We start from the raw sequence: 24,272 nt of genomic DNA, 5'->3' as shown, positions 1-24,272 counted from the left end.
TCTTCGATGGCGCGGATGCCGTCTGCGTCGCGGCCTCGACTTCGTCGGGCCCGCCTCGGTGCCTCAGAGGCTCTCGTCGGACGGTGACGTCTGCAGGGCGACCGGGCGCTGCGGTGGCGACATGAGGCGATCGACGGCGCGGACGAAGCGGTCGAGCTCGCCGATCAGCAACCGCGAGCGCTCCTCGTTCCGTCCCTCGGCGAGCAGACGGGAACGAAAGCGTGCGATCTCCTCGAGCACCGGTTCGGCGAAGAACCCGGCGTCCTCGACGGGAAGCAGTCGCAGGTTCTCGGCAAAGCGCGCGATCCACTGCAGGAATTCGCGATCAGCCGGCGTCAGGTCGTCGAACCGCCCCGCCAGCGTGATGCCGAAAGTGACATCGTCCATCGATCCACTTCGCCCCCGAATGGATGATCGGGGCGACGGAGCGTCGCCCCGCCGTCAGGTCGCGTCTCAGACTGCGCCCCCGATGCGACCGATGGCGTCGGAGAGCGAGCGGTCGAGACTGTTCAGTTCGGCGATGCGATCACGAACGTCGCCGACCAGAGCGACCAGCAGGCCTTCGAGGCGAGCGACCACCGCGGCCTCTTCGGCACGACCGTCGATCAGATCGAGGATGGTGCGGATCGCCGGCAGCGAGGCCTCGTAGGCGCGCAGGGCGACGATGAGACGAATCCTGTGGAAATCGCGCCGCGAATAGATGCGCTGCATGCCGCGGCGACGCGGCTCGAGCAGACCGCTCTGTTCGTAGAAGCGCAGGGCGCGCAGAGTGACGCCGAAATGCGCCGCGAGCTCGGAGATCGAGGCACGGTCGACGTCGAGATCGGCCGGAATGCCGCTCCTGCCCGAGACCAGGGCCGCGATGCGGGCGAGGCGATCCTCTTCGGCCGCGGCGGCGGCAACGCCCGGACGCAGGCCCGGCGCGGGGCGCCCCCGCTCGGTTCGCGACATTCCGTTGTGGAGGTCGACGGCGGCTTCGGCCGAACCTTCCGTGTTCTGGCTGCGATACGTCATGGTGCCATCCGGAGAAAAACTCGTATGCCGCCACGAAACACGCCTTGCGTCACCCTTGTTTGCCGCGTTCGCGACGTTGCGTTACATTATGTGACGAGGGTCGGAAATTTGTGGTTGAGTCCTCGGCGCACGACAAGAACTCGACGAACCCGTTCTCGGCGGGGCGGGTGCGCAGGTGAGGGAACATCCCTCGGGGGAGGCACGGATGGCGCCCGTTTCGCCTGACGGCAGCGATCGAGGCGGCTTCGTCGGTCGGTCTGCCCGTCGGTTCGGTCGTCTCATCGGCAAGTTTCGCAAGGCGTGTTCGGACCCCGCTCTCGCCGCCTTCGTGATCTTGCTGATCGGTGTTGTCGCGACCCTCGGACGCATGGCGATCTCCGACGAGCAACCCCGCTTCATCACCTACTATCCGGCCGTCGCCTTCACCGCGCTGGTCGTCGGCATGTGGGGTGGGCTGCTGCTGACGGTGCTCTCGACCGCCATCGCGACCTGGGCCTTCATCAAGCCCTATCAGTCCTTCGTGATCGAGAACCCCAACGACTGGATCTCGATCGCCATCTTCTTCGGCACCGGCGTGATGATTTCCGTCCTGGCGGCGCTCGACCGGCTGCGCGAGGAGGCGGTACGCCGCGACGACGCGTTCGATCTCGCCTCGAGCCGGGAGCGGCAGGCGACGATCGTCGAGTCGCTGCGCGAGGGCGTGATCGAATTCTCCGCGACCGGCGCGCTGCTCGACTGCAACCCGTCGGCCGAACGGATCCTCGGGCGCAGCCGCGCGCGCCTCCTCGCCGAGAAACGCACCGTCGCCGACTGGGACGTGCGCGACGCCCGTGGCCTGCCGATGCCCGTCGCCGATCACCCGCTGACCCGGGTTCTGGCGACCGGCCAACCCTGCTGGGACACGGTGATCGGCATGGCGGTGGAGGGGCGCGTCCTGCGCCTCCTCGTCAATCTCAACCCGATCCGCCGTCCCGGCGAGGAGGAGGTCTCCGGCGTCGTCGTCTCCTTCTCCGACATCACCGACCGCATCGCCCGCGAACGCGAACTGTCGGAGAGTCGTGCCCGTTTCGTCTCGATCGTCACGTCGGCGATGGACGCCATCGTCTCGATCGACGACGAGGGTCGCATCCTGTTGTTCAACGCCGCCGCCGAGCGCCTGACCGGCTGGAGCGCCGACGAGATGATCGGCCGCACCTTCGAGGCGCTGGTCCCGGACACGGAGCGCGGCGGACACATGCTGCGTTTCCACCAGATGCGACGCGAAGAGCCGCCGGACTTCCGAAAGCGCGACCTCGCCGTCTCGATCCTCCGCAGGAACGGCGGAGAGATTCCGGTCGAGGCCTCGGTGTCGCGGGTCGAGACGGCCGGCCGGACGATGTACACGGTGATGATGCGCGACATTTCCGAGCGCCTGGCCGCCCAACAGCTCGACACGCGGCTGGCGACGGTGGTGCGCTCGTCGCCGGACGCGATCATGACGATCGATCGCGAGGGGCACATCCTGACCTGGAACGACGCGGCCGAGCGGATGTTCGGCTATTCCGAGGCCGAGGCGGTCGGCATGCCGATCGAGCGGCTGTCGTTCCCCGATCAGCCGAAGGACGGGCGCTGGGTCGTCTCGCGCATCGCCGCCGGGGAGAGCGTCAAGATCGAGGCCCTGCGGCGACGCGCCGACGGCAGCGGCATCGAGGTCCTGTCCTCCGGCGCGCCGCTGCGCGACGCCGCGGGCAACGTGATCGGCGGCGTCGCCATCATGACCGACATCTCCGAGCGCAAGCGCGGCGAGCGCCGGCTGGCCGAGCGCGACGCGGAGCTGCGCCACACGCTGTCGGCCGCCGGTCTCGGCGTGTGGTGGTGGGACGTCGCCACCGGCGAGATCCACTGCGACGAACGCAGCCGCATCCTGTTCGGCGTCGACGAGACCGCGACGGTCGAAGCGATCGCCGCGCGACTGGCCGCGCCGGGGCGCGACATCTTTCCGGCCCTCGCCCGCGACCTCGTGGACGAGACCGCGGCGCGGACGCTGGAACTCGAGATCATCGGGCCGGACGGATCGGGCGAGCGTTGGCTGGTCGCGACCGCGCGGCCGCGCCGGATCGAGGGCGACGCGCGCGAGATCTGGGGCACCGTCGCCGACGTCACCGCGCGGCGACAGGCGGAACGCGCGCTCAAGGCGGTCGAATCCAACCGCCGCCTGGAGGCGCTCGGCCGCATGACCGGCGGCATCGCCCACGACTTCAACAACCTGCTGACGATCATCTCCGGCAATCTGCAGCTGCTCGAGAGCGTCGTCGACGACGAGGCCGGCCGACGTTGGCTCGAGGAGGCGCTGCGCGCCACGACGGCGGGCACCGACCTCAATGCGCGGCTGACCACCTTCGCCCGCCAGCGCCGCCTGGAACCGGTGGTCACCGACCTGCGCGACCGGGTCGGGCAGATGATCGGCATGATCCGCCGCTCGGTCGGCAAGACCATCACCGTCGACTACGTCTCGGCCCAACCCGACTGTCTGGTGCGCATCGATGCGGCCGAGATCGAGACGGCACTGCTCAATCTGGTGTTCAACGCCCGCGATGCCCTGCCGGACGGCGGCCACGTCGCGATCGAGGTGCGCGGCGTCGACGTCGTCGACGGGCCCGACCTGCCGCTCCACGCCAAACCCGGCCGCTACGCGCGGCTGTCAGTCAGCGACGACGGCGTCGGCATGAGCGAGGACGTCCGGGCGCGGGCCTTCGAGCCCTTCTTCACCACCAAGGCGATCGGGCGCGGCACCGGCCTCGGCCTCGCCACGCTGCACGGCTTCGTGCGGCAGTCCGGTGGTTTCGTCACGCTCACGAGCGAGCAGGGGCGTGGCACGAGCGTCGCCATCCACCTGCCCTGCACGGGGTCGAGCAGCGGCACGGCGGTCGGCGGGGCAGCGGGCGGCATGGCGCGGGGCGAGGGCCTGGTGGTGCTGGCGGTCGAAGACGATGCCGGCGTGGCCAAGGTGACGCGGCATCGCCTGGAGGAACTCGGCTACGGCGTGATCCAGGCCGGCGACGCCCAGACGGCGCTGACCCGGCTGGCCGAGGGCGCGAAGGTCGACCTCGTCTTCTCCGACATCGTCATGCCCGGCGGGACGAGCGGCATCGATCTGGCGCGCCGGCTGGCGCGCGAGCGCCCCGACCTTCCGGTGCTGCTGACGACCGGCTTTGCCGAGGAACTGTCGGGGAGCGAGGGAAGCGACCTGCCGCCGGTGCTGCGCAAGCCCTATTCGCGGGTGGAACTGGCGAGCGCGCTGGCCGGTGCCGTCGCGCGACGCGACGCGCCTCAGCCGGCCGAGACCTCGGCGGTGAAGACGTAGCCGACACCGCGCACGGTCTTGATCAGGGTCGGAACCTCGGGGTCGGTCTCGATCTTCTTGCGCAGCCGGGCGATCTGGGTGTCGATCGAACGGTCGAAGGGCGACCATGCGGCGCCCTTGGTCAGATCGAGGATCATGTCGCGCGACAGAACCCGCTTCGGCCGTTCCACGAAGATCGCCAGAAGGTCGAACTCCGCCGTGGTGAGGTCGACGACCGCACCCGTCGGGTCGACGACGCGGCGCTCGGCGCGGTGGAGCATCCAGCCGTCGAAGGCGCGGCGGTCGCTGTCGGCGCGGGCGTCCTGCGCCGGCTCGGCTCGATAGCGGCGCAGCACCGCGCGGATGCGGGCGAGCACCTCGCGCAGATTGAAGGGCTTGGTGATGTAGTCGTCGGCGCCGAGTTCCAGGCCGACGATGCGGTCGACGTCGTCGGCCTTGCCGGAGATCATGACGATCGGCAGGTCGCAACGTCGGCGCACCTCGCGGGCGAGCGCCAGACCGTCCTCGCCGGCGAGGTTGAGGTCGAGCGTCATCAGCGCCACCGACCCGTCCTCGAGCGCCTCCCACATGGCCCGTCCGTCGGCCGCCTCGCGCACGTCGAAGCCCTCGCGCGTCAGGAGTTCCCTGAGCAGCGTGCGGACCTGCGATTCGTCGTCGACGACGAGGATGCGCTTGTCGTTCACCGGTCGGCTCCCATGTCGGCTCGACGGCGCGGAGTATCCGGTATCACGCTCCCGGGTGCAATCGCTCTCGAGGCGGAGGCGTCGCGCCTCTCCACTGGACAGATCGCGCCCGCCGACGGTATGTAACGGTCCTGTTGTTCGCATGACGTACGAGTATTCGACATGGCTCCCCGGATCGAAACCGTCGCCTCCTTCGCCAAGGGGCTCGACGTCATCCGCTCCTTCGGCGTCGACGCACGCCGCCAGACGATCACCGAGGTTGCCGCGCGCACGGGCATGACCCGTGCCGGTGCGCGCCGCTTCCTCCACACGCTGGTGGAGAGCGGCTACGCCCGGACCGACGGCAAGCACTTCGAACTGACCGCCCGCGTGCTCGAGCTCGGCAACTCGTATCTCTCGGGCATGAGCGAGCTCGAGACGGTGCGCGACATCCTGCAGGATCTGACGCGCGAACTCGGCGAGAGCGCCTCGGCTGCCACCCTCGACGGGCCGGACATCATCTACGTCGCCCGTTCGCCCGCCCGCCACCGGCTGATGAGCATCGGCCTCTCGGTCGGCACGCGCTTCCCCGCCCATGCGACCTCGATGGGTCAGGCGATGCTCGCCCAGCTGTCGCAGAACGAGTTCGACCGTTTCATGCGCGAGAGCCGGATGGAGGCCTTCACCCCCAACACGTTGACGACGCGGGATCAGTTGCGCGCCCGCCTCGCCGAGGTGCGGCGGCGGGGCTTCGCGCTGGTCAGCGAGGAACTCGACTACGGCGTGCTGTCGCTGGCGGTGGCGATCCCCGGCCGGCCGGCCAACGCCCGGCTGGCGATCAACCTCTCGGCCTCGGCGGCGCGCACCAGCGAGGCGACGATGATCGAGCAGTTCCTGCCGCGGCTCGAGCGGGCGGCGGCGCAGATCGCCATGGGCGGCAGCGCGCGCTGAGACGCCTCACAGCTTGCGCAGGTCGACCGAGACGATGCGGTGATCGGCGCCCTTGGTCAGCACCAGATCGGCGCGCGGGCGCGTCGGGCGGATGCTGTCGTGCAGGTTCACCAGGTTGATGTTGGTCCACAGGTCGAGCGCGGTCTTCAGCGCCTCGTCGGCGGAGATCTGTGCGTAGCGGTGGAAGTAGCTCTCCGGCTTGCGGAAGGCGGTCTCGCGCAGGCGCATGAAGCGCTCGACGTACCACGACTCGAGCAGCGCGTCGTCGGCGTCGAGATAGATCGAGAAGTCGAAGAAGTCGGAGACGAAGGGCAGGCCCTGGCCGTTCTTCGGCAGTTTCGACGTCTGCAGGACGTTGAGCCCCTCGAGGATCAGGATGTCCGGCCGATCGATCACCACGTGCTCGTCGGGCATGACGTCGTAGACCAGATGCGAATAGACCGGCGCCGGCACGCCCGCCTTGCCGGCCTTGACCGCGGCGAGGAACTCGAGCAGCGCGCCGATGTCGTAGGACTCCGGGAAGCCCTTGCGCCGCATCAGGCCTTCGCGCTGGAGCACGGCGTTGGGGTAGAGGAAGCCGTCGGTCGTCACCAGATCGACCTTGGGGCTCGACGACCAGCGCGACAGCAGCGCCTTGAGGATACGCGCCGTGGTCGACTTGCCGACGGCGACCGAACCGGCCAGCCCGATGACGAAGGGCACCTTGGAGCCCTCGCCGCCGAGGAAGCGCTCGGTGACGCGGAAGAGCTCCTGCGTCGCCTCGACGTAGTGGGACAGCAGGCGCGACAGCGGCAGGTAGATCGTCACGACCTCGTCGAGGTTGATCGGATCGTTGAGACCGCGCAACCGGACGAGGTCGGCCTCGTCGAGGGTCATGGGCGTGTCGGCGCGCAGGCCCGCCCATTCCTCGCGACCGAAGCGGCGATAGGGCGAGAAGTCGCCGGAAGACGCCTCGCCGTGATGCGAGGCCCCGCGGGAACGGGCGTTCGAACGTTGGTCCACCGAGACCTTCCCCTGCGGGGCGCGTCGAGGCCCCCGCTGTTTGCCCGGTCGGATCTCGCAAGGACCCGTCCGACGCCCTCTCGGGCGGGTCGCGTCGCGACCCGTCCGCCCTCAATCCTTCGGGCGGGAGGCCTTCTCCTCGAGGCCCGTCTGCCCGGTACGGCCCGCGAGGACCGTCATCACGTCGTCGACCGAGACGCCGCCCGCCTTGAGAACCACCAAGAGGTGGTAGAGCAGGTCGGCGGACTCGGCCGCCAGTTCCTCGCGACTGCCGACGACGGCCGCGAGCGCCGTCTCCACGGCCTCCTCGCCGAGCTTCTTGGCGCAGACGGGCATGCCCCGGCCGAGAAGCTTGCGGGTGTACGACTTGTCGTCGTCGGAGGCCGCGCGCGTCGCGATGATGGTCTCGAGGGTCGAAAGAGTGAAGTCCGACATAGGTTTGACCTCGCGGGGCACGAACGGCAAGGGATGCCGTCGGCGGCACGGCTTTCAGTGATCGAGGCGCATCGGGATGCCGGCGGCGGCCATGTGTTCCTTGGCCTCGCGGATCGTGTAGGTGCCGAAGTGGAAGATCGAGGCGGCGAGCACGGCGCTGGCGCCGCCCTTCACCACGCCGTCGACCAGATGGTCGAGATTGCCGACGCCGCCGGACGCGATCACCGGCACGGTGACGGCGTCCGACACCATGCGGGTGAGCTCGAGATCGAAGCCGATCTTGGTGCCGTCGCGGTCCATCGAGGTGAGCAGGATCTCGCCCGCCCCCAGCGCCACGACCTCGCGGGCGTAGTCGATGGCGTCGATGCCGGTGCGGTTGCGGCCGCCGTGGGTGAAGACCTCGAAGCGCGGCGCCTCGCCCGGCTCCGACACGCGCTTGGCGTCGACCGCGACGACGACCGACTGGCCGCCGACCTGACGCACCGCGTCGGCGACGAACTGGCGATCCTTCACCGCGGCGGTGTTGATCGACACCTTGTCGGCGCCCGCTTCCATCAGCCGGCGGATGTCGTCGAGCGTGCGGATGCCGCCGCCGACGGTGACCGGCATGAAGCAGACTTCCGCGGTGTGGCGGACGACGTCGAGGATGATGCCGCGGTTCTCGTGGCTCGCGGTGATGTCGAGGAAGCAGAGTTCGTCGGCGCCGGCGGCGTCGTAGGCGGCGGCCGCCTGCACGGGGTCGCCGGCGTCGATCAGATCGACGAAGTTGACGCCCTTGACGACACGGCCGTCCTTGACGTCGAGACAGGGAATGACCCGGTTCTTGAGCATGGAAGCGGCAACCCTCGTGCGACCGCGCGCGCCGCGTGGCCGATTTCGCGGCCTCTCATAGCGAAATGCGGGCGAAAGCGCCATAGGCGAGGCGGCGGGCAGCTTGCACCAAAGTGCCTGTCACAGTACAGTTAATCACTATCGCAAAACATTCGCTTCTAGTTAGCTACAAAGATTAAGCCTCTGGCATTCGCTTCAGCTAGGTCCTGAATTGATGAATAATGAATCTCGCCTAGCATGGCACCTAAAGCTGACAGGGACAACGGTTGGCCTGCCCGCAGGTCTTTTTGCCTTGGTACAATTTGCTTTTCCCGACGCCATAAATGGCAATAAGATAAATTCTATAATTTATACTGTTCTCGTAGCAATAATATTCCATATGTCATTTATAATTATAGATAAATCAAGATCTCTGATACTTTATTCACCAAGAATTATAAATGTTTTTGACGAAGGCGTAGTGTTAATGGATGGCGCACCGTGGTTTGCGCTTGGAATGCCTGTTACTTTTTTTGAAATAGATCATAAATTTGAGCGATTTATCTGTCATGGAGAAATAATTAATATTCAGCTTAACGAGCTCGTTCAAGTAAAAGTCGACAGTATATTCGTGGGCAAAATAAAATCAAATCGAAGCGACGTCATCATAAGGCCAGGAATCTCCAAATGACCGAACTCTATAAAGATCTGCCAAAGGTCGTTCGCGTTATTGACGCTTATACGATCGTCATTAACCGCGGTACCACAAATAATATCGCGCTTGGTGACGAGTTTCTAATATTCGGGCTCGGCGAATCAATCATTGACCCCGACACGGGAGATGACCTTGGGACACTCGAAATTGTAAAAGGAAAGGCGAAGGTGACACACCTGCAAGAGCGGCTAGCCACGCTCCGCAGTTCTCGCGTTGAAAACATCCCTGGATCGAAGAAAATAATTCGCAGAACAGGCGCCTTGTCTTATCAGTTTGGCGAACGAGAAGAAATTGAGGATGGTCCATCTGTAAAAATATCGACCATCAATGCTGAAGTTGGCGATCTTGCAAAGAAAATATAGATACCTAGGCTGTTTTCATTGAGGTGATCGCAAGCGATATTTTTGAATATTTAGATTTTTGACTGAATGTTGTGCGGCGGCGAGGTCACCCTCGCCGCCGCCGTATCGTCCGCCCGATCCCGTCGCCTCAGGGGGCCGGGATCGCCGTGGTGTCCTCGTCGTGGCCCTTCCGGTTGAGGAGGGCGTAGAAGAGGATGGCGCCGAAGGTGGCGGTGCCGATGCCGCCCAGCGTGAAGCCGCCGAGCTTGATCGTCAGGTCGCCGGCGCCGGCGATCACCGCCGCGGCCGTGGTGATCAGGTTCTTGGTCTTGGAGAAGTCGACCCGGTTCTCGACCCAGATGCGGCCGGCGGTCGCCGTGATCAGGCCGAAGATCACCACCGACAGGCCACCGATCACCGGCACCGGGATGGTCAGGATCAGCGCGCCGAACTTCGGCGAGAAGCCGAGCAGGATGGCGATCACCGCGGCGACCACGAAGACGATGGTCGAGTAGATCTTGGTCACCGCCATCACGCCCATGTTCTCGGCGTAGGTCGTGACGCCGGTGCCGCCGAAGAAGCCCGACAGGATGGTGGCGATGCCGTCGCCGACGAAGGCGCGGCCGACATAAGGATCGAGGTTGCGGTCGGTCATCGCGCCGATCGCCTTGATGTGACCGAGGTTCTCGGCGACCAGGATGACCGCGACCGGGGCGATCAGCGCCATGGCGCTCCACTCGAAGGCCGGCGTCACGAAATGCGGCGCGCCGAACCAGTCGGCCTTGCCGAGACCGGAGAAGTCGATCGCCTTGCCCATGCCGAAGCTGGCCGCACCGATCGCGTAGAAGAGATAGCCCGCGGCACCGCCGATCAGCACCGGGATGCGACGCAGCACGCCGGGGGCGTAGACCGCCGCCACGCCGACCGCCACGATGGTGACGAGGCCGGTCATGCGGTCGAACTCGGAGCCCGACATGTTCTTGACGGCGATGGGCGCGAGGTTGAGACCGATCGCCGCGACGATGCCGCCGGTGACCACCGGCGGCATCAGCTTCTCGATCCAGTGGTAGCCGGCCTTCATCACCGCGAGGCCGATGGCGAGATAGACCACGCCGGCCGCGACGATGCCGCCGAGCGCGACGGGAATGTTGCCGTTCGCCCCCGCGCCCGAATAGGCCGAGGCGGCGATCACCACCGCGATGAAGGAGAAGGACGAGCCGAGGTAGGAGGGCACCCGGCCGCCGACGATCACGAAGAAGATCAGCGTGCCGATGCCGGAGAACAGCACCGCGACGTTGGGGTCGAAGCCCATGATGATCGGGGCGAGGACGGTGGAGCCGAACATCGCGACCACGTGCTGGAAGCCGGCGATCATCGTCTGCGTCCAGGGCAGGCGCTCGTCGGGGGCGACGTGGTCGGCGGTCGTCAGTGTCCACTTCGGGAACCAGCCGGTGGTGCGTTCGTCGGTCATGGGGACCTCGATCTCGTGCGGGAAGGGGCCGACTCGCCGCGCGCGACGGCCGGATCGGCGGCCACTATTCCATGCATGTCGCGGAAGAAAAGACCGCCGCCCCGGTCAGGAGGTCGCGGTGGAAAACCATGCACCGATTCTTTTCACGCCTCGGTGCCGCCGCCGCTTCGGTCGAGCTCGGCGCGGATCGCCACGGCGAGTTCGTACTGGGTGTAGGGCTTGCGCAGGACGCGGAACTCGGTCTCGCGCCGGGCTGCGGGATCGTCGATCTCGGGCGAGTGGCCGGTGGTGAGCAGGATCGGCGTCGTCCGCCCGCTCACGCGCAGACGGCGGGCGAGGTCGAGGCCCGACAGGCCGCCGGGCATCACGACGTCCGACAGCACGAGGTCGACCGCCTCGCCGGCCTCGAGCCGGGCGAGGGCGACGACCGCGTCGGCCGCCTCGACGACGTCGTAGCCGAGGGCTGCGAGGCGCTGGCGGGTGATCGCCAGGACGTCGGGATGATCCTCGACGAGGAGGATGCGCTCGCCCCGTCCGGCCGGCGGCTCGCGCGTGGCGAGCGCGTCACCGCTCGTCGTACCGATCCAGCGCGGCAGGTGGATCGACACGGTGGTGCCGTGCCCCGGTTCGCTCGTCAGCCGCACGAAGCCGCCGGACTGGCGCACGAAGCCGTGCAGCGTCGCGAGCCCCAGACCGGTGCCGCGGCCGACCTCCTTGGTGGTGAAGAACGGGTCGAAGGCGCGCGCCTGGACCTCGGGCGACATGCCGACGCCGGTGTCGGAGACGCGGATCACGACATAGTCGCCGGTGCGCGGCCGATCCTCGCCGACCACCGGCTCGTCGACCAGCGACACCACCGAGGTCTCGATCTCGATCGTGCCGCCGGCGGGCATGGCGTCGCGGGCGTTGAGCGCCAGATTGAGGATGGCGTTGTCGACCTCGGTCGGGTCGACGAGCGCGACCGCCGGTTCGCTCGGAGCGGCGACGCGGATGACGATGTCGGGGCCGACGGTGCGCTCGAGCAGCAGGGCGACCGCACCGACGCGGGCGGCGACGTCGGTCTCGGCCGGCGCCAGCCGGCGGCGGCGGGCGAAGGTGGCGAGCCGCTGGTTGAGATTGGCGCCGGCCTCGGTCGCCTTCAGCGCCGCCTCGATCAGGGCATGGGCACGATCGGAGGTCGGCGCCATCTCGAGCAGCTGGAGATTGCCGGAGATGATCGTCAGCAGGTTGTTGAAGTCGTGGGCGATGCCGCCGGTCATCCGGCCGAGCGCCTCCAGCCGGCGCGAGGCCTCGATCTGCTTGATCAGCACCTCTGCATGACGGCGCGGCGTGATGTCCTCGACGGTCGCGACCACATAGGGCGGGTCGGCGGAGCGCACCACCGAACCGGAGAGCATGATCGGCACGATCGTGCCGTCGGGCCGCAGCAGGCGTCGCTCGGCCGAGATCGTCTCGACCTCGCCGGCGGCGAGCCGCCGCAGCGAGCGCAGGACGGCCTCGGCGTCGTCGACCGGCATCACGTCGCGAATGCCGACCCGGCCGAAATCGGCCGGCGGCCGGCCGGCGATGCGCGACAGCGCCGGGTTCGAGCGCAACCAGCTGCCGTCGCAGCCGAGATGGACGATGCCGAGATCGACCGCCTCGAAGGTGGCGCGATAGAGCGTCTCGGCCGCCTGGGCACGACGGCTCTGCTCGAGTTCGGCGCGGGCGGCACGCACCGTCTGGCGCTGCCACAGGAGGAAGGCGACGACGATGCTCGTGCCGAAGGCCACCACCAGCGAGGCGCCGGCGGTGAAGAGCAGGACCTGAAGGTCGCTCGCGGCCGCCGATTCCTCGAGCGCCGCGACGGCGAGCCAGTCGGTCCCGGCGATCGGCGTCGCGGCGGCCAGCCAGAGGCGGTCGCGATAGGAGACGGTGGTGATCGCGGTCGTGCCGACGGCGGCATCGCGGTCGAAGGTCGTCCCGGTGAAGCGCTGGCCACCGCCGACCGGGATCGCCTGCTCGCGATCGAAGGCGGTCACCCACTCGTCGCCGTCGCGCCGCACCAGCAGCGTCGTTTCCTTGATGCCGGGCGACAGCAGGGTGCGCAGGAAGACGAAGAGCGTGTCGTCGAGCCGCATGTCGGCGACCACCATCGCGTCGAGCGGCTTGTCGCCGGCCTGACCGCCGGCGATGCGGGCACCGAGCGTGACGACCAGGCCGCCGTCCCGACCGACCCAGGTGATCGGCCGCACGGCGGCATCGAGAGTGTCGGGCAGCGGATCGGGCCGCGGGGCCGCCGACGAACCGCAGGGCGAGGTGCCGTCGTCGCGCAGGATGCGCATGTCGACGAAACCGAGGACGCGGGAGCCGCGTTCGCGCTGACGCATGACCTCGGCGCAAGCGCCGGCCGGCGCGTTGCCCGGGATCTGGGCGACGATGCGCACCAGCGGCAGTCCGGCGATGGTGCGCAGCGCCCCGGCGCGCCCGGAGAGCCAGGCGACGGCGGCATTGGCCTCGATGTGGGCGGCGATCCGCAGATCTTCCCGTGTCCGATCGCGAGCGCCCTCGACCTCGGCCCGGTAGACGAGATGGAAGACCGCCAGGACCGTACCGGCCACCAGCGTCACCGCGATCAGCGGCGTCCAGTACTCGCGCCTGCGGATGATCGGACGCTCGACGTCGCCGGCGACGATGCGCCTGAGCACGACCTGGAGCAACGTGCCGGTGACGGCGACGAAGAGCATGCCCTTGGCGGTGCCCGCCCAGGCGGCGTCCACCGAGGAGGGGAGGAAGCTCAACATCCGGTCGGAGAAGAAGATCCACGCGCTCGCGAAGGCCACGTAGCCGAAGACGATCGTCGCGACGCGCCCCGTGGACTTGGTCATCGATGCGTATCCGAGATCATCTGCAGTCCGGCTCCGTGGTCGCGCGCATCGTTCCGCCCGACGCGCGGCGACGGAAGACCCCTAGCAGTCCGCGCAACACGGTCCAACTGCGGCGCCGCGACGTCAAGGGCGCGATTTTCGGACATGGTGAAAAAGCGAGGCCCCGGAGGATCGCTCCTCCGGGGCCTTCGACCGTCACGTGCGGTGGATCAGGCCACCAGTTCCCAGACCTCGGGCGAACGCTCGAGACGGGCGACGAGCAACTGGCGCTCGAGTTCCATCTCCTTGGGCAGCTTGTCGCCGAACTGGGCGAAGTGCGCGATCTGCTCCTCGGCCTCGGCGAGGCCCTTGGTGCGGTCGACGCGGACGATTTCCTCGTACTTCGCCTTGGGGAAGTCGAGACCCTTCCAGTTCAGGTCCGCATAGCGCGGCACCCAGCCGTAGGGGCTCTCGACCGCGCCGGCGCGGCCCTTGACGCGGTTCACGATCCACTCGAGGGCGCGCATGTTGTCGCCGAAGCCCGGCCACATGAACTTGCCGTTCTCGTCCTTGCGGAACCAGTTGACGCGGAAGATGCCCGGCGCGTTCGGCAGCGAACGGCCGATGTTGAGCCAATGCGCCCAGTAGTCGCCCATGTTGTAGCCGCAGAACGGCAGCATGGCGAAGGGATCGCGGCGCATCGCGGCCTGGCCGACGGCGGCGGCGGTCGCCTCCGAGCCCATGGTCGCGGCGAGATAGACGCCGTGCGCCCAGTCGAAGGACTGGAACACCAGCGGGAACGCCTTGGAGACGCGACCGCCGACGATGAAGGCCGAGATCGGCACGCCGGCCGGATCTTCCCAGGCCGGGTCGATCGAGGGAACCTGCGAAGCCGGCGCGGTGAAGCGCGAGTTCGGGTGCGCGGCCGGACGACCGCAGCCCGGGGTCCACTCCTTGCCGGTCCAGTCGATGAGGTGCGACGGCGCCTCGTCGGTCAGGCCTTCCCACCACACGTCGCCGTCGTGGGTCAGCGCCACGTTGGTGAAGATGCAGTTGGCGTGCAGCGTGGCGAGCGCGTTCGGGTTGGACTTCTCGTTGGTGCCGGGGGCGACGCCGAAGAGGCCGTTCTCCGGGTTGATGGCGCGCAGCTCGCCCTTGGCGTTCGGCTTGATCCAGGCGATGTCGTCGCCGATCGTCGTGACCTTCCAGCCCTCGTAGGTCTTGGGCGGGATGATCATGGCGAAGTTGGTCTTGCCGCAGGCCGACGGGAAGGCGGCGGCGACATAGGCCTTCTCGCCCTTCGGGTTCTCGACGCCGAGGATGAGCATGTGTTCGGCGAGCCAGCCCTCGTCACGCGCCATCACCGAGGCGATGCGCAGCGCGAAGCACTTCTTGCCGAGCAGCGCATTGCCGCCGTAGCCCGAGCCGTAGGACCAGATCTCGCGGGTCTCGGGGAAGTGGACGATGTACTTGTCGTCGTTGCAGGGCCAGGTCGAGTCCTTCTCGCCGGCGGCGAGCGGCGCGCCGACCGAATGGACCGCCGGCACGAAGTCGTCGTCGCCCAGCACGTCGAGCACGGCCTGACCCATGCGGGTCATGATGCGCATGTGGACGGCGACATAGGCGCTGTCGGAGATCTCGACGCCGATGTGGGCGATCTTGGAGCCGAGCGGGCCCATCGAGAACGGAATGACGTACATGGTGCGGCCGCGCATGCAGCCGTCGAAGAGACCGTTCAGCGTCTTGCGCATCTCGGTCGGCTCGGACCAGTTGTTGGTCGGGCCGGCCTCTTCCTTGGTCTTCGAGCAGATGAAGGTGCGGTCCTCGACGCGCGCCACGTCGGACGGCGCGGAACGGGCGAGGAAGGAGTTCGGACGCTTCTCCGGATTGAGGCGGGTGAACACGCCCGCGTCGACCAGCTCCTGGCAGAGGCGATCGTATTCTTCCTGCGAACCGTCACACCAATAGATGCTGTCGGGCTTGGTCAGCGCGGCGACCTCTTCGACCCAGGCGATCAGTTTGGCGTTCTTGGTGGGAGCTCGAGACATCAAGGGTTCTCCGGTGGACGTGTCGCGCTCCTCCCGGTCCGCCCTCCGGCCGCCGGTCGCTCGCGCATGACTTTCGGTTCCGTTGTGATGCGGCGGCCGAACGGCCGCCGTCGGCGGAAGGGATCCTGCCGTGCCGATCGCTGCGGATCGGTTCGGCTCGGGGCCGGCGCCTCCCGAGGGAGGCCGTCGACCGGCGGTGGGGTTCGTTTCGCTGCGGACGCCGAAGCCCCGAGAGGCTGCCGACGACCGGTCTCGATCAAATCCGCGACTCCGCCGCATGCGAACTTCCGGCCATGCCCCCGCCTGCAACATCGTGCAGAACGGGGCACCTGTCCGGAAGGACGGTCAACTCGGGTTCCGTGCTCGTTCCCACGAGCGAGCGCAAATTACTACACGGCTACCGTTGTGAACAAGTCTGTCTAAAGTCGGATCGTGCTTGTTCTCAATATAACGATTTAAGAAATTTATTGCAGCGGGACGGATTCTTCCCAGCGAAGCAAAAACCCCATGAATTCGTCCGGCGAGGTCGCACGTTCCGGCAGGACGAGGCGGCGATAGGCGCGGATTTCCGCCCCCGTCGACGCGAGATCCAGCCCCTCGGGGTCGAGCCCGATCGCCGTCCAGCCCTCCCCTTCCCCGCCGAGCCGGCGCGCGAGCGCGGCGAGACGGGCGGAATCGGCGGCGAGCGTCTCGAGCAGGTCCGGCTCGGCGGCGAGCAGGGCCTCGCAGCCCGCGAGGTCGAGCAGGAGATCGTCGCGGCGGACGTGCATCGCCCGACCGAAGCCGGCGACGAGATGGGCCTCCTCGACGACGAGGCGGAAGAAGGCGAAATCGGCGAAGCCGGCATAGAGCGCGGCTTCCGGCAGGCGGGCGAGGTAGCGCCGGGCCGCCACCGTCGGATCGGCGATCTTCTCGACGCGGCCGACCACGGTGATGCGGCCGCCCTGCTGCGGGTCGGGCGCGGTGCGGTCCTCGAACAGCAGCGAGGCGCGCGGGTCCTCGGCGAGGTTGCGGGCGTGGGCGGCCAGCGTCGAGACCAGCAGGATCGGCGTGCCGTCGGCCTCGCAGGCGACCGAGACCATCGAGCCGAAGGGATGGCCGGTGCGCCGGGCGATGGTGGCGAGTGCGGCGGTGCGGGCCTGACGCAGCAGGCGGCGGGAACACTCCACCGGAGAGAAGTCGTCGTCCTTCGCCATGATCGCCTCCGCTGCTTCGCCGGTCGGTGCGATGGACGCCCGGCGCGCCGTCGGCGTCAACCCGGCACGGAATGCACCTTCGTCGCGGGCGGGCGACGCCGGCATCGTCGCAAGGGCGTCACGGACGACGGAATGGTCGCGGCACCCGGCGGAAATACGGGTCCACAATCGCCTCGTGAGCGGTATATGATCGCCGCCATGATTTGCGCGCAATCACCGTGCGAAAAGGCGCGGTGATCCCCCCGCGGCGATCCCCACCCGGAGACAGGCATTCCCCATGCCCACCATCGCCCTCGTCGACGACGACCGCAACATCCTCACCTCCGTCTCGATCGCTCTCGAGTCCGAAGGCTATCGCGTCCAGACCTACACCGACGGCGCCTCGGCGCTGGACGGGCTGAAGGCCAGTCCGCCGGACCTCGCGATCTTCGACATCAAGATGCCGCGCATGGACGGCATGGAGCTCCTGCGCCGCCTGCGCCAGAAGTCCGAGCTGCCGGTGATCTTCCTGACCTCGAAGGACGACGAGATCGACGAGCTCTTCGGCCTGAAGATGGGCGCCGACGACTTCATCCGGAAGCCTTTCTCGCAGCGCCTGCTGGTCGAGCGCGTCAAGGCGGTGCTGCGCCGCGTCGCGCCCAAGGGCGAGGGGCCGGCCAAGGTCACCGACGCCCAGCGCGTGCTCGAGCGCGGACCGCTGGCGATGGACCAGGAGCGTCACACCTGCACCTGGAAGGGCGAGCCGGTGACGCTGACGGTCACCGAGTTCCTGATCCTCTACGCGCTGGCGCAGCGCCCGGGCGTGGTGAAGAGCCGCAACGCCCTGATGGACGCCGCCTACGACGATCAGGTCTATGTCGACGATCGCACCATCGACAGCCACATCAAGCGGCTGCGCAAGAAGTTCAAGGCGGTCGACGACGACTTCGAGATGATCGAGACGCTCTACGGCGTCGGCTATCGCTTCAAGGAGATCTGACGCGACCGTGTCGGAGGCTTCGGACAACGACGAGGGCACCGGCCGCCCCCCGCGCGGCCGGCGCGGCAGTCGCTACCTGCGGCTCGCCGGGCGACGGCTCAATCGCCTCGCCGGCGCCACCGCCTTTTCGAGCCTGACGCGACGCATCGTGCTGCTCAATCTCGGCGGCCTCGTCACGCTGGTGCTCGCCGTCCTCTACCTCAACCAGTTCCGCGCCGGCCTCACCGACGCGCGGATCGAGAGCCTCCAGACCCAGGGCGAGATCATCGCCGCGGCGATCGGCGCCTCGACGATGAAGGAATCCGGGGCGACCGGCATCGACCTCGACGCCCTGCTCAGGGCCGAGGCCGGCGACAAGGCCGAGAAGGACCCGGACACCGGCGACGATCTGTCGACGCTCGAGTTCCCGATCGACCCGATGCGGGTGGCGCCGATCCTCAGGCTGCTCGTCTCGCCGGCCAAGACGCCGGCGCGGGTGTGGGACCGCGACGGGTTCCTCGTCCTCGACAGCCGCACGCTCTATCGCACCGGCGCCTTCTTCCCGCCCGACGCGCCGCCGACGCCGGCACCCGATCCCGGCCTGTTCCACCGGGCGATCGAGGTCGTCTCGCGGCTGATGCGCGGTGGTCACGACCTGCCGATCTATCGCGAGGTCGGCATCTCCGCCGGCAAGGACTATCCGGAAGTCGCCGCCGCGCTTTCCGGCACGACGACGCCGATCGTGCGGGTGACGCGGTCGGGCGACATGATCGTCACCGTTGCGGTGCCGATCCGACGCGGCGGCAAGGTCCTCGGCGCGCTGCAGCTCTCGACGCCGGGCGGCGACATCGACGCCATCGTGCGGGCCGAGCGCATGGCGATCCTGCGCGTCTTCCTGGTCGCCGGCGCCGTCATCATGCTGCTCTCCTTCCTGCTCGCCGGCACGATCGCAGCGCCGCTGCGCCGGCTCGCCGCCGCCGCCGACCGGGTCCGGCGCTCGGTCAAGGCGCGCGAGGAGATCCCCGACTTCTCGGACCGCTCCGACGAGATCGGCCACCTGTCGCGGGCGCTGCGCGACATGACCAACGCGCTCTACGGCCGGATGGACGCGATCGAGAGCTTCGCCGCCGACGTCGCCCACGAGCTGAAGAACCCGCTGACCTCGCTCCGCAGCGCGGTCGAGACGTTGCCGCTCGCCAAGTCCGACGCCTCGCGCGGGCGCCTGGTGGAGATCGTGCAGCACGACGTGAAGCGGCTCGATCGCCTGATCACCGACATTTCCGACGCCTCGCGGCTCGACGCCGAACTGGCGCGGCAGGATTCGGCCCCCGTCGACCTTCAGGCGCTGGTCGAGGCGGTGGTGTCGCTGCAGAACGACCTCGCGGAGAAGCGCGGCCAGACGGTGAAACTCGCAACCCGGCCGCTGGGCGCGCCGCATCTCGCCTTCGTGGTGATGGGCCACGACAGCCGGCTGGGTCAGGTGATCACCAATCTCGTCGACAATGCCCGCTCCTTCTCGGCCGAGGGCGCCGAGGTCCGGGTCGATCTCGCGAAGCTCGGCAGCTGGATCGAGATCACGGTCGACGACGACGGACCGGGCATCCGGGCCGAGAAGATCGATCGCATCTTCGAGCGCTTCTACACCGATCGGCCGGAGAGCGAGGGCTTCGGCAACAATTCCGGCCTGGGCCTCGCGATCTCGCGCCAGATCGTCGAGGCGCACGGCGGCACGCTCCATGCGGAGAACCGCAAGGCGGCCGACGGGTCGATCCTGGGTGCCCGCTTCGTCGTGTCGCTCCCGGCCGGTTCGGTGACCTGATAGGATCGCTCCGACCGAGAGGACGAACATCATGGGCCATCCCGTCACCATCCATGCTTCCGCTCTGATCTACGAGGGCCGCGGCGTCCTGGTGCGCGGGGCGACGGGAGCCGGCAAGTCGCGGCTGGTGTTCGATCTGGTCGAGGATGCCTCCGCCCACGGCCACGACGCCGCGCTGATCGCCGACGATCGGGTGACCATCGAGGCCCACCACGGCCGCCTCGTCGCCCGCACGCCGGCCACCATCGCCGGCAAGATCGAGGTCCGCGGCATCGGCATCATCGACCTGGCGCACGAGCCGGCCGGCGTCGTCGCCCTCGTCGTCGACATCGAGGAGGTCCAGCCGCCGCGGATGCCGGAGGAGGACGCCCGGTTCACCGTGATCGCCGGGGTGCGGCTCCCCGCCATCAGGCTGTGGCGGGAGGACCTGCGCGGCGTGCGCCGGGTCCGCAGCGCGTTGCGTTCCATCGCGGGAGAAGCGTGACGCAATGCAGGAATTTGCAAGTTCCACAAATTAGAGACTTGAAGTTCGTCGCGGCCACGCCCATTTTTGCGCGCTACCCACGTGGGACGCGGTCATCCGTCGCAAGAACGGACGCCGGCCCGGACGTAGGCCCGCAGGAGCATACTCGATGATCGGTCTCGTCCTCGTGACCCACGGGGATCTCGCAAAAGAGTTCGTCAAGGCTCTCGAGCACGTCGTCGGTCCCCAGCGGCAGATCGCAACGATCTGCATCGGACCGGAGGACGACATGGAAATGCGACGCGGCGACATCCTCGCCGCCGTGACCTCGGTGGATTCCGGGGAAGGCGTCGCCATTCTGACGGACATGTTCGGGGGCACCCCCTCCAACATGGCGATCTCGGTGATGAACGGCGACACGATCGAGGTCGTCGCCGGCATGAACCTGCCGCTGCTGGTCAAGCTCGCCAAGGTGCGTTCGGAGCGCAAGCTGATCGACGCCGTGATCGAGGCCAAGGAAGCCGGCCGCAAGTACATCAACGTGGCCAGTCAGGTCCTCCAGGGCTGAGAAAGGCATGGGTTTCGACGGAATGGCGAGCTTCGAACGCAATCTGCCGATCACCAACAAACGCGGCCTGCACGCCCGTGCCTCGGCCAAGTTCGTCCAGACCGTCGAGAGCTTCGACGCCGAGATCGAGGTCTCCAAGGACAACCAGACGGTCTGCGGCACCTCGATCATGGGGCTGATGATGCTGGCCGCCTCGATCGGCACCTCGATCCACGTCAAGGCTTCCGGCCCGCAGGCCGCCGAGGCGCTCCAGGCGATCACCGACCTCGTCGAGGCCCGCTTCCACGAGGAGTGAGGCCGCCCTCCCCCGGAGCGCTCGCATGTCCGGCTTCGAACTCGATTCCCGTCTCGCCGCCGACACGTTCGTCGTCGCCGATCTCGCGCTCTGCCGGATTCTGGCGATGCGGACGACCGATCACCCCTGGCTGATCCTGGTGCCGCGCCGGCCCGGTCTCGTCGAGATCCTCGACCTCGCCCCGGACGACCGTGCCCTCCTCCGCGCCGAGATCGACGCCGTCGCCGAGGCGCTGCGCGCCGAGACGAAGGCCGACAAACTCAACATCGCCGCGCTCGGCAACGTCGTCTCCCAACTCCACGTCCACGTCATCGCCCGTTTCCGCGACGATCCCGCCTGGCCCGCCCCGGTGTGGGGACGCGGAGCCCACCGCCCGATCCCGCGCACCGAGCTCGACGATCTCGCCCGCCGCCTGATCGCGCGCCTCGGTCCCGCCTGAAGGAGCCCGCGATGCCACCGCGGATCGATCTGGAACCCTCGCTCGGCTTTCGCTTCGTCGCGAACGGCCTCGACCGCGCCGCCGAGCTGCGCGAGGACCGGGAGCGGCTCGATGCGCTCGCCGCCGATCCGCGCGCCCGCTTCCTGGTGATCTGCGGCAGCCGCGTGGTCGTCGCCCATGTGGGCGACGGACGCCCCGTCGCCGCCCACGAGCGGGCGACGGCGGAGGTGCTCGCCGCGCGGGTCGAGGAACGGATCTTCCTCGGACTGGCAAAGGGCGATGCAGGCGACGAGATCGGTTGGTTCGCCTTCGCCGGCCCCGCCGATCCCGACACGCTCGCCGCCGGTTTCGAGGCGATCGAACTGCGTCCGCTGGCGATCGCCGGCTCGCTGCCGGCCGAACACTACGGCGCCATCGCGACCGCCCGCAGCCTGCTGGCCTGGCACGCGAGCCACCGCCACTGCGCCCGCTGCGGCGCGCCGGCGGACATGGCGACGGCCGGTTGGCGGCGGCTCTGCCCGGCCTGCGGCGGGGAGCATTTCCCACGCACCGACCCGGCGGTGATCATGCTGGTGCGGCGCGGCGATCGTTGTCTGCTCGGCCGTGGTCATGCCTTTCCGCCCGGCATGTGGTCGTGCCTCGCCGGTTTCGTCGAGCCCGGCGAGACGATCGAGGGGGCGGTCAGACGCGAGACCTTCGAGGAGGCCGGTATCCGCGTCGGCACGGTCGACTACGTCGCCTCCGAGCCCTGGCCCTTCCCGGGCTCGCTGATGATCGGCGTCGTCGCCGAGGCCGACGACGAGACGATCCACCGCGACCCGGCGGAGCTCGAAGACTGTCGTTGGTTCACCCGCACCGAAGTCGCGACCCTGCTCGCCGGCGATCATCCCGACGGGATCTTCGCGCCGCCGCCGATCGCGATCGCCCATCATCTGCTCTCGACCTTCGTCCGGAGCGCATGAACCCTTCCTAAACCATGCGGATCGCGCGGGTCGGCGAGGGGAAGCACGGAAAGGCCTCCTTAAAACTCGATCGCTAGAGTGTCCGGTACATTGGTCTCGGTCCGCCTCGGGCCGTGCGTGTTCGGAGTCCGCTCGATGGCAGGTCTGAAATCCGCTCTCAAGCCGAACGGTAGGCGATCGCTGACGCCTACGGGCGAGCGGATCGTCCTCTTCGGCATCATCGGCCTGTTGTTCTTCGTCGACTACCGCTTCGGCGTCCTCCACCAGACCGTGGCCCTCCTGCAGTCGGCCGATTCGACGCTGGGATCGGCGGCACTGGCGCTCGCCGTGGCGTCGTGGGTCGGCATCTTCGCCTATGCGTTCCGCCGCCGCGTCGAGGTCCGGCAGATGCGCGTCGCCAAGGCCGAGGCGGAAGAGACCGCCGAGACCGCCGCCATCATCGATCCGCTGACCGGCCTGCCCAACCGCGCCGGCCTCAAGGCAGAACTCAACCGCCGCCTCTCCGAGGACGTCTCCAAGACCGCGATCGGCGCGCTGATCGCCATCGACATCGAACGCTTCAAGTCGCTCAACGAGGTGTTCGGCCATCTGGTCGCCGATCACGTGCTGATCGAGTTCTCCGACCGTCTCGCCATGGCGGTGGGCGCCTCCGACTTCGTCGCCCGCATCGGGCCCGACGAGTTCCACGTCATCACCCAGGTGCGCGACGCCGAAGCGGCCGAGATGCGGGCGCTGCAGATCGTCCATTCGGTCGCGATGCGGCTCGAGGAATACGATCCGCCGGTGCCGATCATGGCCGACGCCGGCATCGCCATGTTCGGGCCGGAGTGCTCGGTCGGCGACGTCGACGTCATCATGCGGCACGCCGACATCGCCCTCGACGACGCCAAGAAGCGCGAAACCTCGGTCGCGCTGTTCCAGCCGTCGATGGAAGAGGCCATCCGCGAGCGCGCCGAACTGGAATCGGCTCTGGAATCGGCGATCGAGAACGGTCAGGTCATGCCGCACTTCCAGCCGGTGATGGACCTCGCCTCGGGCAAGCTGACCGGCTTCGAGGTCCTGGCGCGCTGGCGCCATCCGACCCGCGGCCAGATCCCGCCGTCGACCTTCATTCCGATCGCCGAAGAGACCGGCCTGCTGTCGCGCATGACGACGTCGCTGCTGCGTCAGGCCTGTCTGGCGGCGCGCGACTGGCCGTCGCACATCAAGATCGCCGTCAACATCTCGCCGGTCGACTTCAAGAATCCGTGGCTCGCCCAGGAGATCCTGCAGATCCTGGTCGAGGTCGGCTTCCCGCCGCAGCGCCTCGAGATCGAGATCACCGAAAGCGCCCTCGTGGTCGACCACGAACAGGCGACCCAGACGCTGATGTCGCTGAAGAACCAGGGCATCTCGATCGCCCTCGACGATTTCGGCACCGGCTATGCCTCGCTGCATCAGCTGCGCATGCTGCCGTTCGACAAGATCAAGATCGACCAGTCCTTCGTGAAGACGATGCGCGAGAACGTCGACAGCCGCATGATCGTCAAGGCGATCATCGGTCTTTCCGGCTCGCTCGGTCTGCCGACCACCGCCGAAGGCATCGAATCGGCCGGCAACGCCGACATCCTGCGCGACTTCGGCTGCACGCTCGGCCAGGGCTTCCTCTATTCGGAGGCGGTGCCGGCGGGGTCGGTGCCCGAGCTGCTGCGCGTCATCGAATCCCACACCCAGCCCCTCGCCGACGAGAACGGCCAGCGGGCGGTGATCCTCCAGCGCGGCGACATCGCCGGCCTGCTCGGTGTGGCGGACGAGGTTCCCGTGGCCGCCGAGACGGAAACGGCGGCCGAGAAGGCCGCCGCCGACGTTCCGGTCGCGGCGGAGGCGGAGCCCGCCCCCGCGCCCGAACGGCCGGCCCGTTCGCGCCGTCGCAGCGCCTGACGGCGACGCGCGCC

The 24,272-nt window shown here is 68.2% G+C and carries 21 protein-coding genes; 11 read left to right on the top strand and 10 right to left on the bottom strand.

All coding sequences use genetic code 11. From position 1 onward, the window contains the following. Positions 1–63: 63 nt before the first annotated feature. Positions 64–387 (bottom strand): hypothetical protein, encoded by a 324-nt coding sequence (locus ACT53U_RS09195; protein ID WP_476154365.1) that lies wholly within the window; start codon positions 385–387, stop codon positions 64–66. A 66-nt stretch (positions 388–453) separates the two neighbouring features. Continuing rightward, positions 454–1,014 (bottom strand): MerR family transcriptional regulator, encoded by a 561-nt coding sequence (locus tag ACT53U_RS09190; RefSeq protein ID WP_476154363.1) that lies wholly within the window; start codon positions 1,012–1,014, stop codon positions 454–456. Between the two features lie 205 nt (positions 1,015–1,219). Between ACT53U_RS09190 and ACT53U_RS09185 the strand changes: the two genes are divergently transcribed. Next, a complete protein-coding gene (locus tag ACT53U_RS09185) occupies positions 1,220–4,357 on the top strand; it encodes a PAS domain S-box protein (protein ID WP_476154361.1) in 3,138 nt (1,045 codons plus the stop codon). Here the strand turns inward: ACT53U_RS09185 and ACT53U_RS09180 are convergent. Beyond that, positions 4,324–5,040, bottom strand: coding sequence for a response regulator (locus ACT53U_RS09180; RefSeq protein ID WP_476154360.1), 717 nt, complete (start codon positions 5,038–5,040; stop codon positions 4,324–4,326). The two genes, ACT53U_RS09185 and ACT53U_RS09180, sit on opposite strands and share 34 nt — an antisense overlap. A 162-nt stretch (positions 5,041–5,202) precedes the next feature. On the opposite strand from ACT53U_RS09180, the gene ACT53U_RS09175 reads away from it, so the two are divergent. After that, positions 5,203–5,970 carry an IclR family transcriptional regulator domain-containing protein gene (locus ACT53U_RS09175; RefSeq protein ID WP_476154359.1) on the top strand — a complete coding sequence of 256 codons (768 nt, stop codon included), beginning with the start codon at positions 5,203–5,205 and terminating at the stop codon, positions 5,968–5,970. Positions 5,971–5,976: 6 nt separating this feature from the next. Here the strand turns inward: ACT53U_RS09175 and coaA are convergent, their stop codons facing one another. From coaA to hisF, 3 genes are all read right to left on the bottom strand, one after another. Continuing rightward, positions 5,977–6,972, bottom strand: a complete 996-nt coding sequence (gene coaA / locus ACT53U_RS09170) for a type I pantothenate kinase (RefSeq protein ID WP_476154357.1) — start codon at positions 6,970–6,972, stop codon at positions 5,977–5,979. Positions 6,973–7,083: 111 nt separating this feature from the next. Next, a complete protein-coding gene (locus ACT53U_RS09165; protein ID WP_476154355.1) occupies positions 7,084–7,407 on the bottom strand; it encodes a phosphoribosyl-ATP diphosphatase in 324 nt (107 codons plus the stop codon). A gap of 54 nt (positions 7,408–7,461) precedes the next feature. Then, positions 7,462–8,238 carry an imidazole glycerol phosphate synthase subunit HisF gene (hisF, locus tag ACT53U_RS09160; RefSeq protein WP_476154354.1) on the bottom strand — a complete coding sequence of 259 codons (777 nt, stop codon included), beginning with the start codon at positions 8,236–8,238 and terminating at the stop codon, positions 7,462–7,464. Positions 8,239–8,904: 666 nt separating this feature from the next. Here hisF and ACT53U_RS09155 point away from each other — a divergent pair. Further along, the gene (locus tag ACT53U_RS09155) at positions 8,905–9,294 is read left to right on the top strand and encodes a hypothetical protein (protein ID WP_476154352.1); all 390 of its coding nucleotides are present in this window, start codon (positions 8,905–8,907) and stop codon (positions 9,292–9,294) included. Positions 9,295–9,421: 127 nt separating this feature from the next. Here ACT53U_RS09155 and ACT53U_RS09150 read toward each other — a convergent pair whose 3' ends face one another. The 4 genes from ACT53U_RS09150 to ACT53U_RS09135 form a co-directional block, all read right to left on the bottom strand. Then, entirely contained in the window at positions 9,422–10,744 is a 1,323-nt protein-coding gene (locus tag ACT53U_RS09150; protein ID WP_476154351.1) for a solute carrier family 23 protein, read from the bottom strand. A 143-nt stretch (positions 10,745–10,887) separates the two neighbouring features. Continuing rightward, complete coding sequence (locus ACT53U_RS09145; protein WP_476154350.1) at positions 10,888–13,611, bottom strand: hybrid sensor histidine kinase/response regulator; 2,724 nt, start codon at positions 13,609–13,611, stop codon at positions 10,888–10,890. A 209-nt stretch (positions 13,612–13,820) separates the two neighbouring features. Further along, the gene (locus tag ACT53U_RS09140; RefSeq protein ID WP_476154348.1) at positions 13,821–15,917 is read right to left on the bottom strand and encodes a phosphoenolpyruvate carboxykinase (GTP); all 2,097 of its coding nucleotides are present in this window, start codon (positions 15,915–15,917) and stop codon (positions 13,821–13,823) included. 185 nt (positions 15,918–16,102) lie between these two features. Further along, the gene (locus ACT53U_RS09135; protein ID WP_476154346.1) at positions 16,103–16,834 is read right to left on the bottom strand and encodes a HugZ family pyridoxamine 5'-phosphate oxidase; all 732 of its coding nucleotides are present in this window, start codon (positions 16,832–16,834) and stop codon (positions 16,103–16,105) included. 277 nt (positions 16,835–17,111) lie between these two features. Here ACT53U_RS09135 and ACT53U_RS09130 point away from each other — a divergent pair, with 277 nt between their 5' ends. The 8 genes from ACT53U_RS09130 to ACT53U_RS09095 all read left to right on the top strand — a co-directional run bounded on the left by ACT53U_RS09130 (position 17,112) and on the right by ACT53U_RS09095 (position 24,258). Beyond that, on the top strand, positions 17,112–17,813 hold the full coding sequence (locus tag ACT53U_RS09130; protein ID WP_476134650.1) for a response regulator: 702 nt from the start codon (positions 17,112–17,114) through the stop codon (positions 17,811–17,813). Between the two features lie 7 nt (positions 17,814–17,820). Further along, complete coding sequence (locus ACT53U_RS09125; protein WP_476154344.1) at positions 17,821–19,611, top strand: stimulus-sensing domain-containing protein; 1,791 nt, start codon at positions 17,821–17,823, stop codon at positions 19,609–19,611. Between the two features lie 31 nt (positions 19,612–19,642). Then, positions 19,643–20,095 carry an HPr kinase/phosphorylase gene (locus tag ACT53U_RS09120; RefSeq protein ID WP_476154342.1) on the top strand — a complete coding sequence of 151 codons (453 nt, stop codon included), beginning with the start codon at positions 19,643–19,645 and terminating at the stop codon, positions 20,093–20,095. Positions 20,096–20,243: 148 nt separating this feature from the next. Further along, positions 20,244–20,642 (top strand): PTS sugar transporter subunit IIA, encoded by a 399-nt coding sequence (locus ACT53U_RS09115; RefSeq protein ID WP_476154341.1) that lies wholly within the window; start codon positions 20,244–20,246, stop codon positions 20,640–20,642. Between the two features lie 22 nt (positions 20,643–20,664). After that, the gene (locus ACT53U_RS09110) at positions 20,665–20,937 is read left to right on the top strand and encodes an HPr family phosphocarrier protein (protein WP_476155042.1); all 273 of its coding nucleotides are present in this window, start codon (positions 20,665–20,667) and stop codon (positions 20,935–20,937) included. Between the two features lie 25 nt (positions 20,938–20,962). Then, a complete protein-coding gene (locus ACT53U_RS09105; RefSeq protein WP_476154339.1) occupies positions 20,963–21,376 on the top strand; it encodes an HIT domain-containing protein in 414 nt (137 codons plus the stop codon). Positions 21,377–21,387: 11 nt separating this feature from the next. Then, entirely contained in the window at positions 21,388–22,338 is a 951-nt protein-coding gene (gene nudC, locus ACT53U_RS09100; protein ID WP_476154338.1) for an NAD(+) diphosphatase, read from the top strand. A gap of 135 nt (positions 22,339–22,473) precedes the next feature. Then, on the top strand, positions 22,474–24,258 hold the full coding sequence (locus ACT53U_RS09095) for a putative bifunctional diguanylate cyclase/phosphodiesterase (RefSeq protein WP_476154336.1): 1,785 nt from the start codon (positions 22,474–22,476) through the stop codon (positions 24,256–24,258). Positions 24,259–24,272: the final 14 nt, after the last annotated feature.

This window comes from Pinisolibacter sp. DMC19, assembly GCF_056313985.1.
This window is presented reverse-complemented; position numbering and strand designations above follow the sequence as displayed.

What these genes read in the sequence shown, in the direction of transcription:
- ACT53U_RS09155 (WP_476154352.1), top strand. Translation starts at nt 8,905, where the DNA reads ATGACCGAACTCTATAAAGATCTGCCAAAGGTCGTTCGCGTTATTGAC.
- ACT53U_RS09140 (WP_476154348.1), bottom strand. Translation starts at nt 15,917, where the DNA reads ATGCGGCGGAGTCGCGGATTTGATCGAGACCGGTCGTCGGCAGCCTCT.
- ACT53U_RS09115 (WP_476154341.1), top strand. Translation starts at nt 20,244, where the DNA reads ATGATCGGTCTCGTCCTCGTGACCCACGGGGATCTCGCAAAAGAGTTC.
- ACT53U_RS09195 (WP_476154365.1), bottom strand. Translation starts at nt 387, where the DNA reads ATGGACGATGTCACTTTCGGCATCACGCTGGCGGGGCGGTTCGACGAC.
- ACT53U_RS09145 (WP_476154350.1), bottom strand. Translation starts at nt 13,611, where the DNA reads ATGACCAAGTCCACGGGGCGCGTCGCGACGATCGTCTTCGGCTACGTG.
- nudC (WP_476154338.1), top strand. Translation starts at nt 21,388, where the DNA reads ATGCCACCGCGGATCGATCTGGAACCCTCGCTCGGCTTTCGCTTCGTC.
- ACT53U_RS09165 (WP_476154355.1), bottom strand. Translation starts at nt 7,407, where the DNA reads ATGTCGGACTTCACTCTTTCGACCCTCGAGACCATCATCGCGACGCGC.
- ACT53U_RS09105 (WP_476154339.1), top strand. Translation starts at nt 20,963, where the DNA reads ATGTCCGGCTTCGAACTCGATTCCCGTCTCGCCGCCGACACGTTCGTC.
- ACT53U_RS09185 (WP_476154361.1), top strand. Translation starts at nt 1,220, where the DNA reads ATGGCGCCCGTTTCGCCTGACGGCAGCGATCGAGGCGGCTTCGTCGGT.
- ACT53U_RS09150 (WP_476154351.1), bottom strand. Translation starts at nt 10,744, where the DNA reads ATGACCGACGAACGCACCACCGGCTGGTTCCCGAAGTGGACACTGACG.
- ACT53U_RS09095 (WP_476154336.1), top strand. Translation starts at nt 22,474, where the DNA reads ATGGCAGGTCTGAAATCCGCTCTCAAGCCGAACGGTAGGCGATCGCTG.
- ACT53U_RS09190 (WP_476154363.1), bottom strand. Translation starts at nt 1,014, where the DNA reads ATGACGTATCGCAGCCAGAACACGGAAGGTTCGGCCGAAGCCGCCGTC.
- ACT53U_RS09120 (WP_476154342.1), top strand. Translation starts at nt 19,643, where the DNA reads ATGGGCCATCCCGTCACCATCCATGCTTCCGCTCTGATCTACGAGGGC.
- ACT53U_RS09110 (WP_476155042.1), top strand. Translation starts at nt 20,665, where the DNA reads ATGGCGAGCTTCGAACGCAATCTGCCGATCACCAACAAACGCGGCCTG.
- ACT53U_RS09175 (WP_476154359.1), top strand. Translation starts at nt 5,203, where the DNA reads ATGGCTCCCCGGATCGAAACCGTCGCCTCCTTCGCCAAGGGGCTCGAC.
- ACT53U_RS09135 (WP_476154346.1), bottom strand. Translation starts at nt 16,834, where the DNA reads ATGGCGAAGGACGACGACTTCTCTCCGGTGGAGTGTTCCCGCCGCCTG.
- hisF (WP_476154354.1), bottom strand. Translation starts at nt 8,238, where the DNA reads ATGCTCAAGAACCGGGTCATTCCCTGTCTCGACGTCAAGGACGGCCGT.
- ACT53U_RS09130 (WP_476134650.1), top strand. Translation starts at nt 17,112, where the DNA reads ATGCCCACCATCGCCCTCGTCGACGACGACCGCAACATCCTCACCTCC.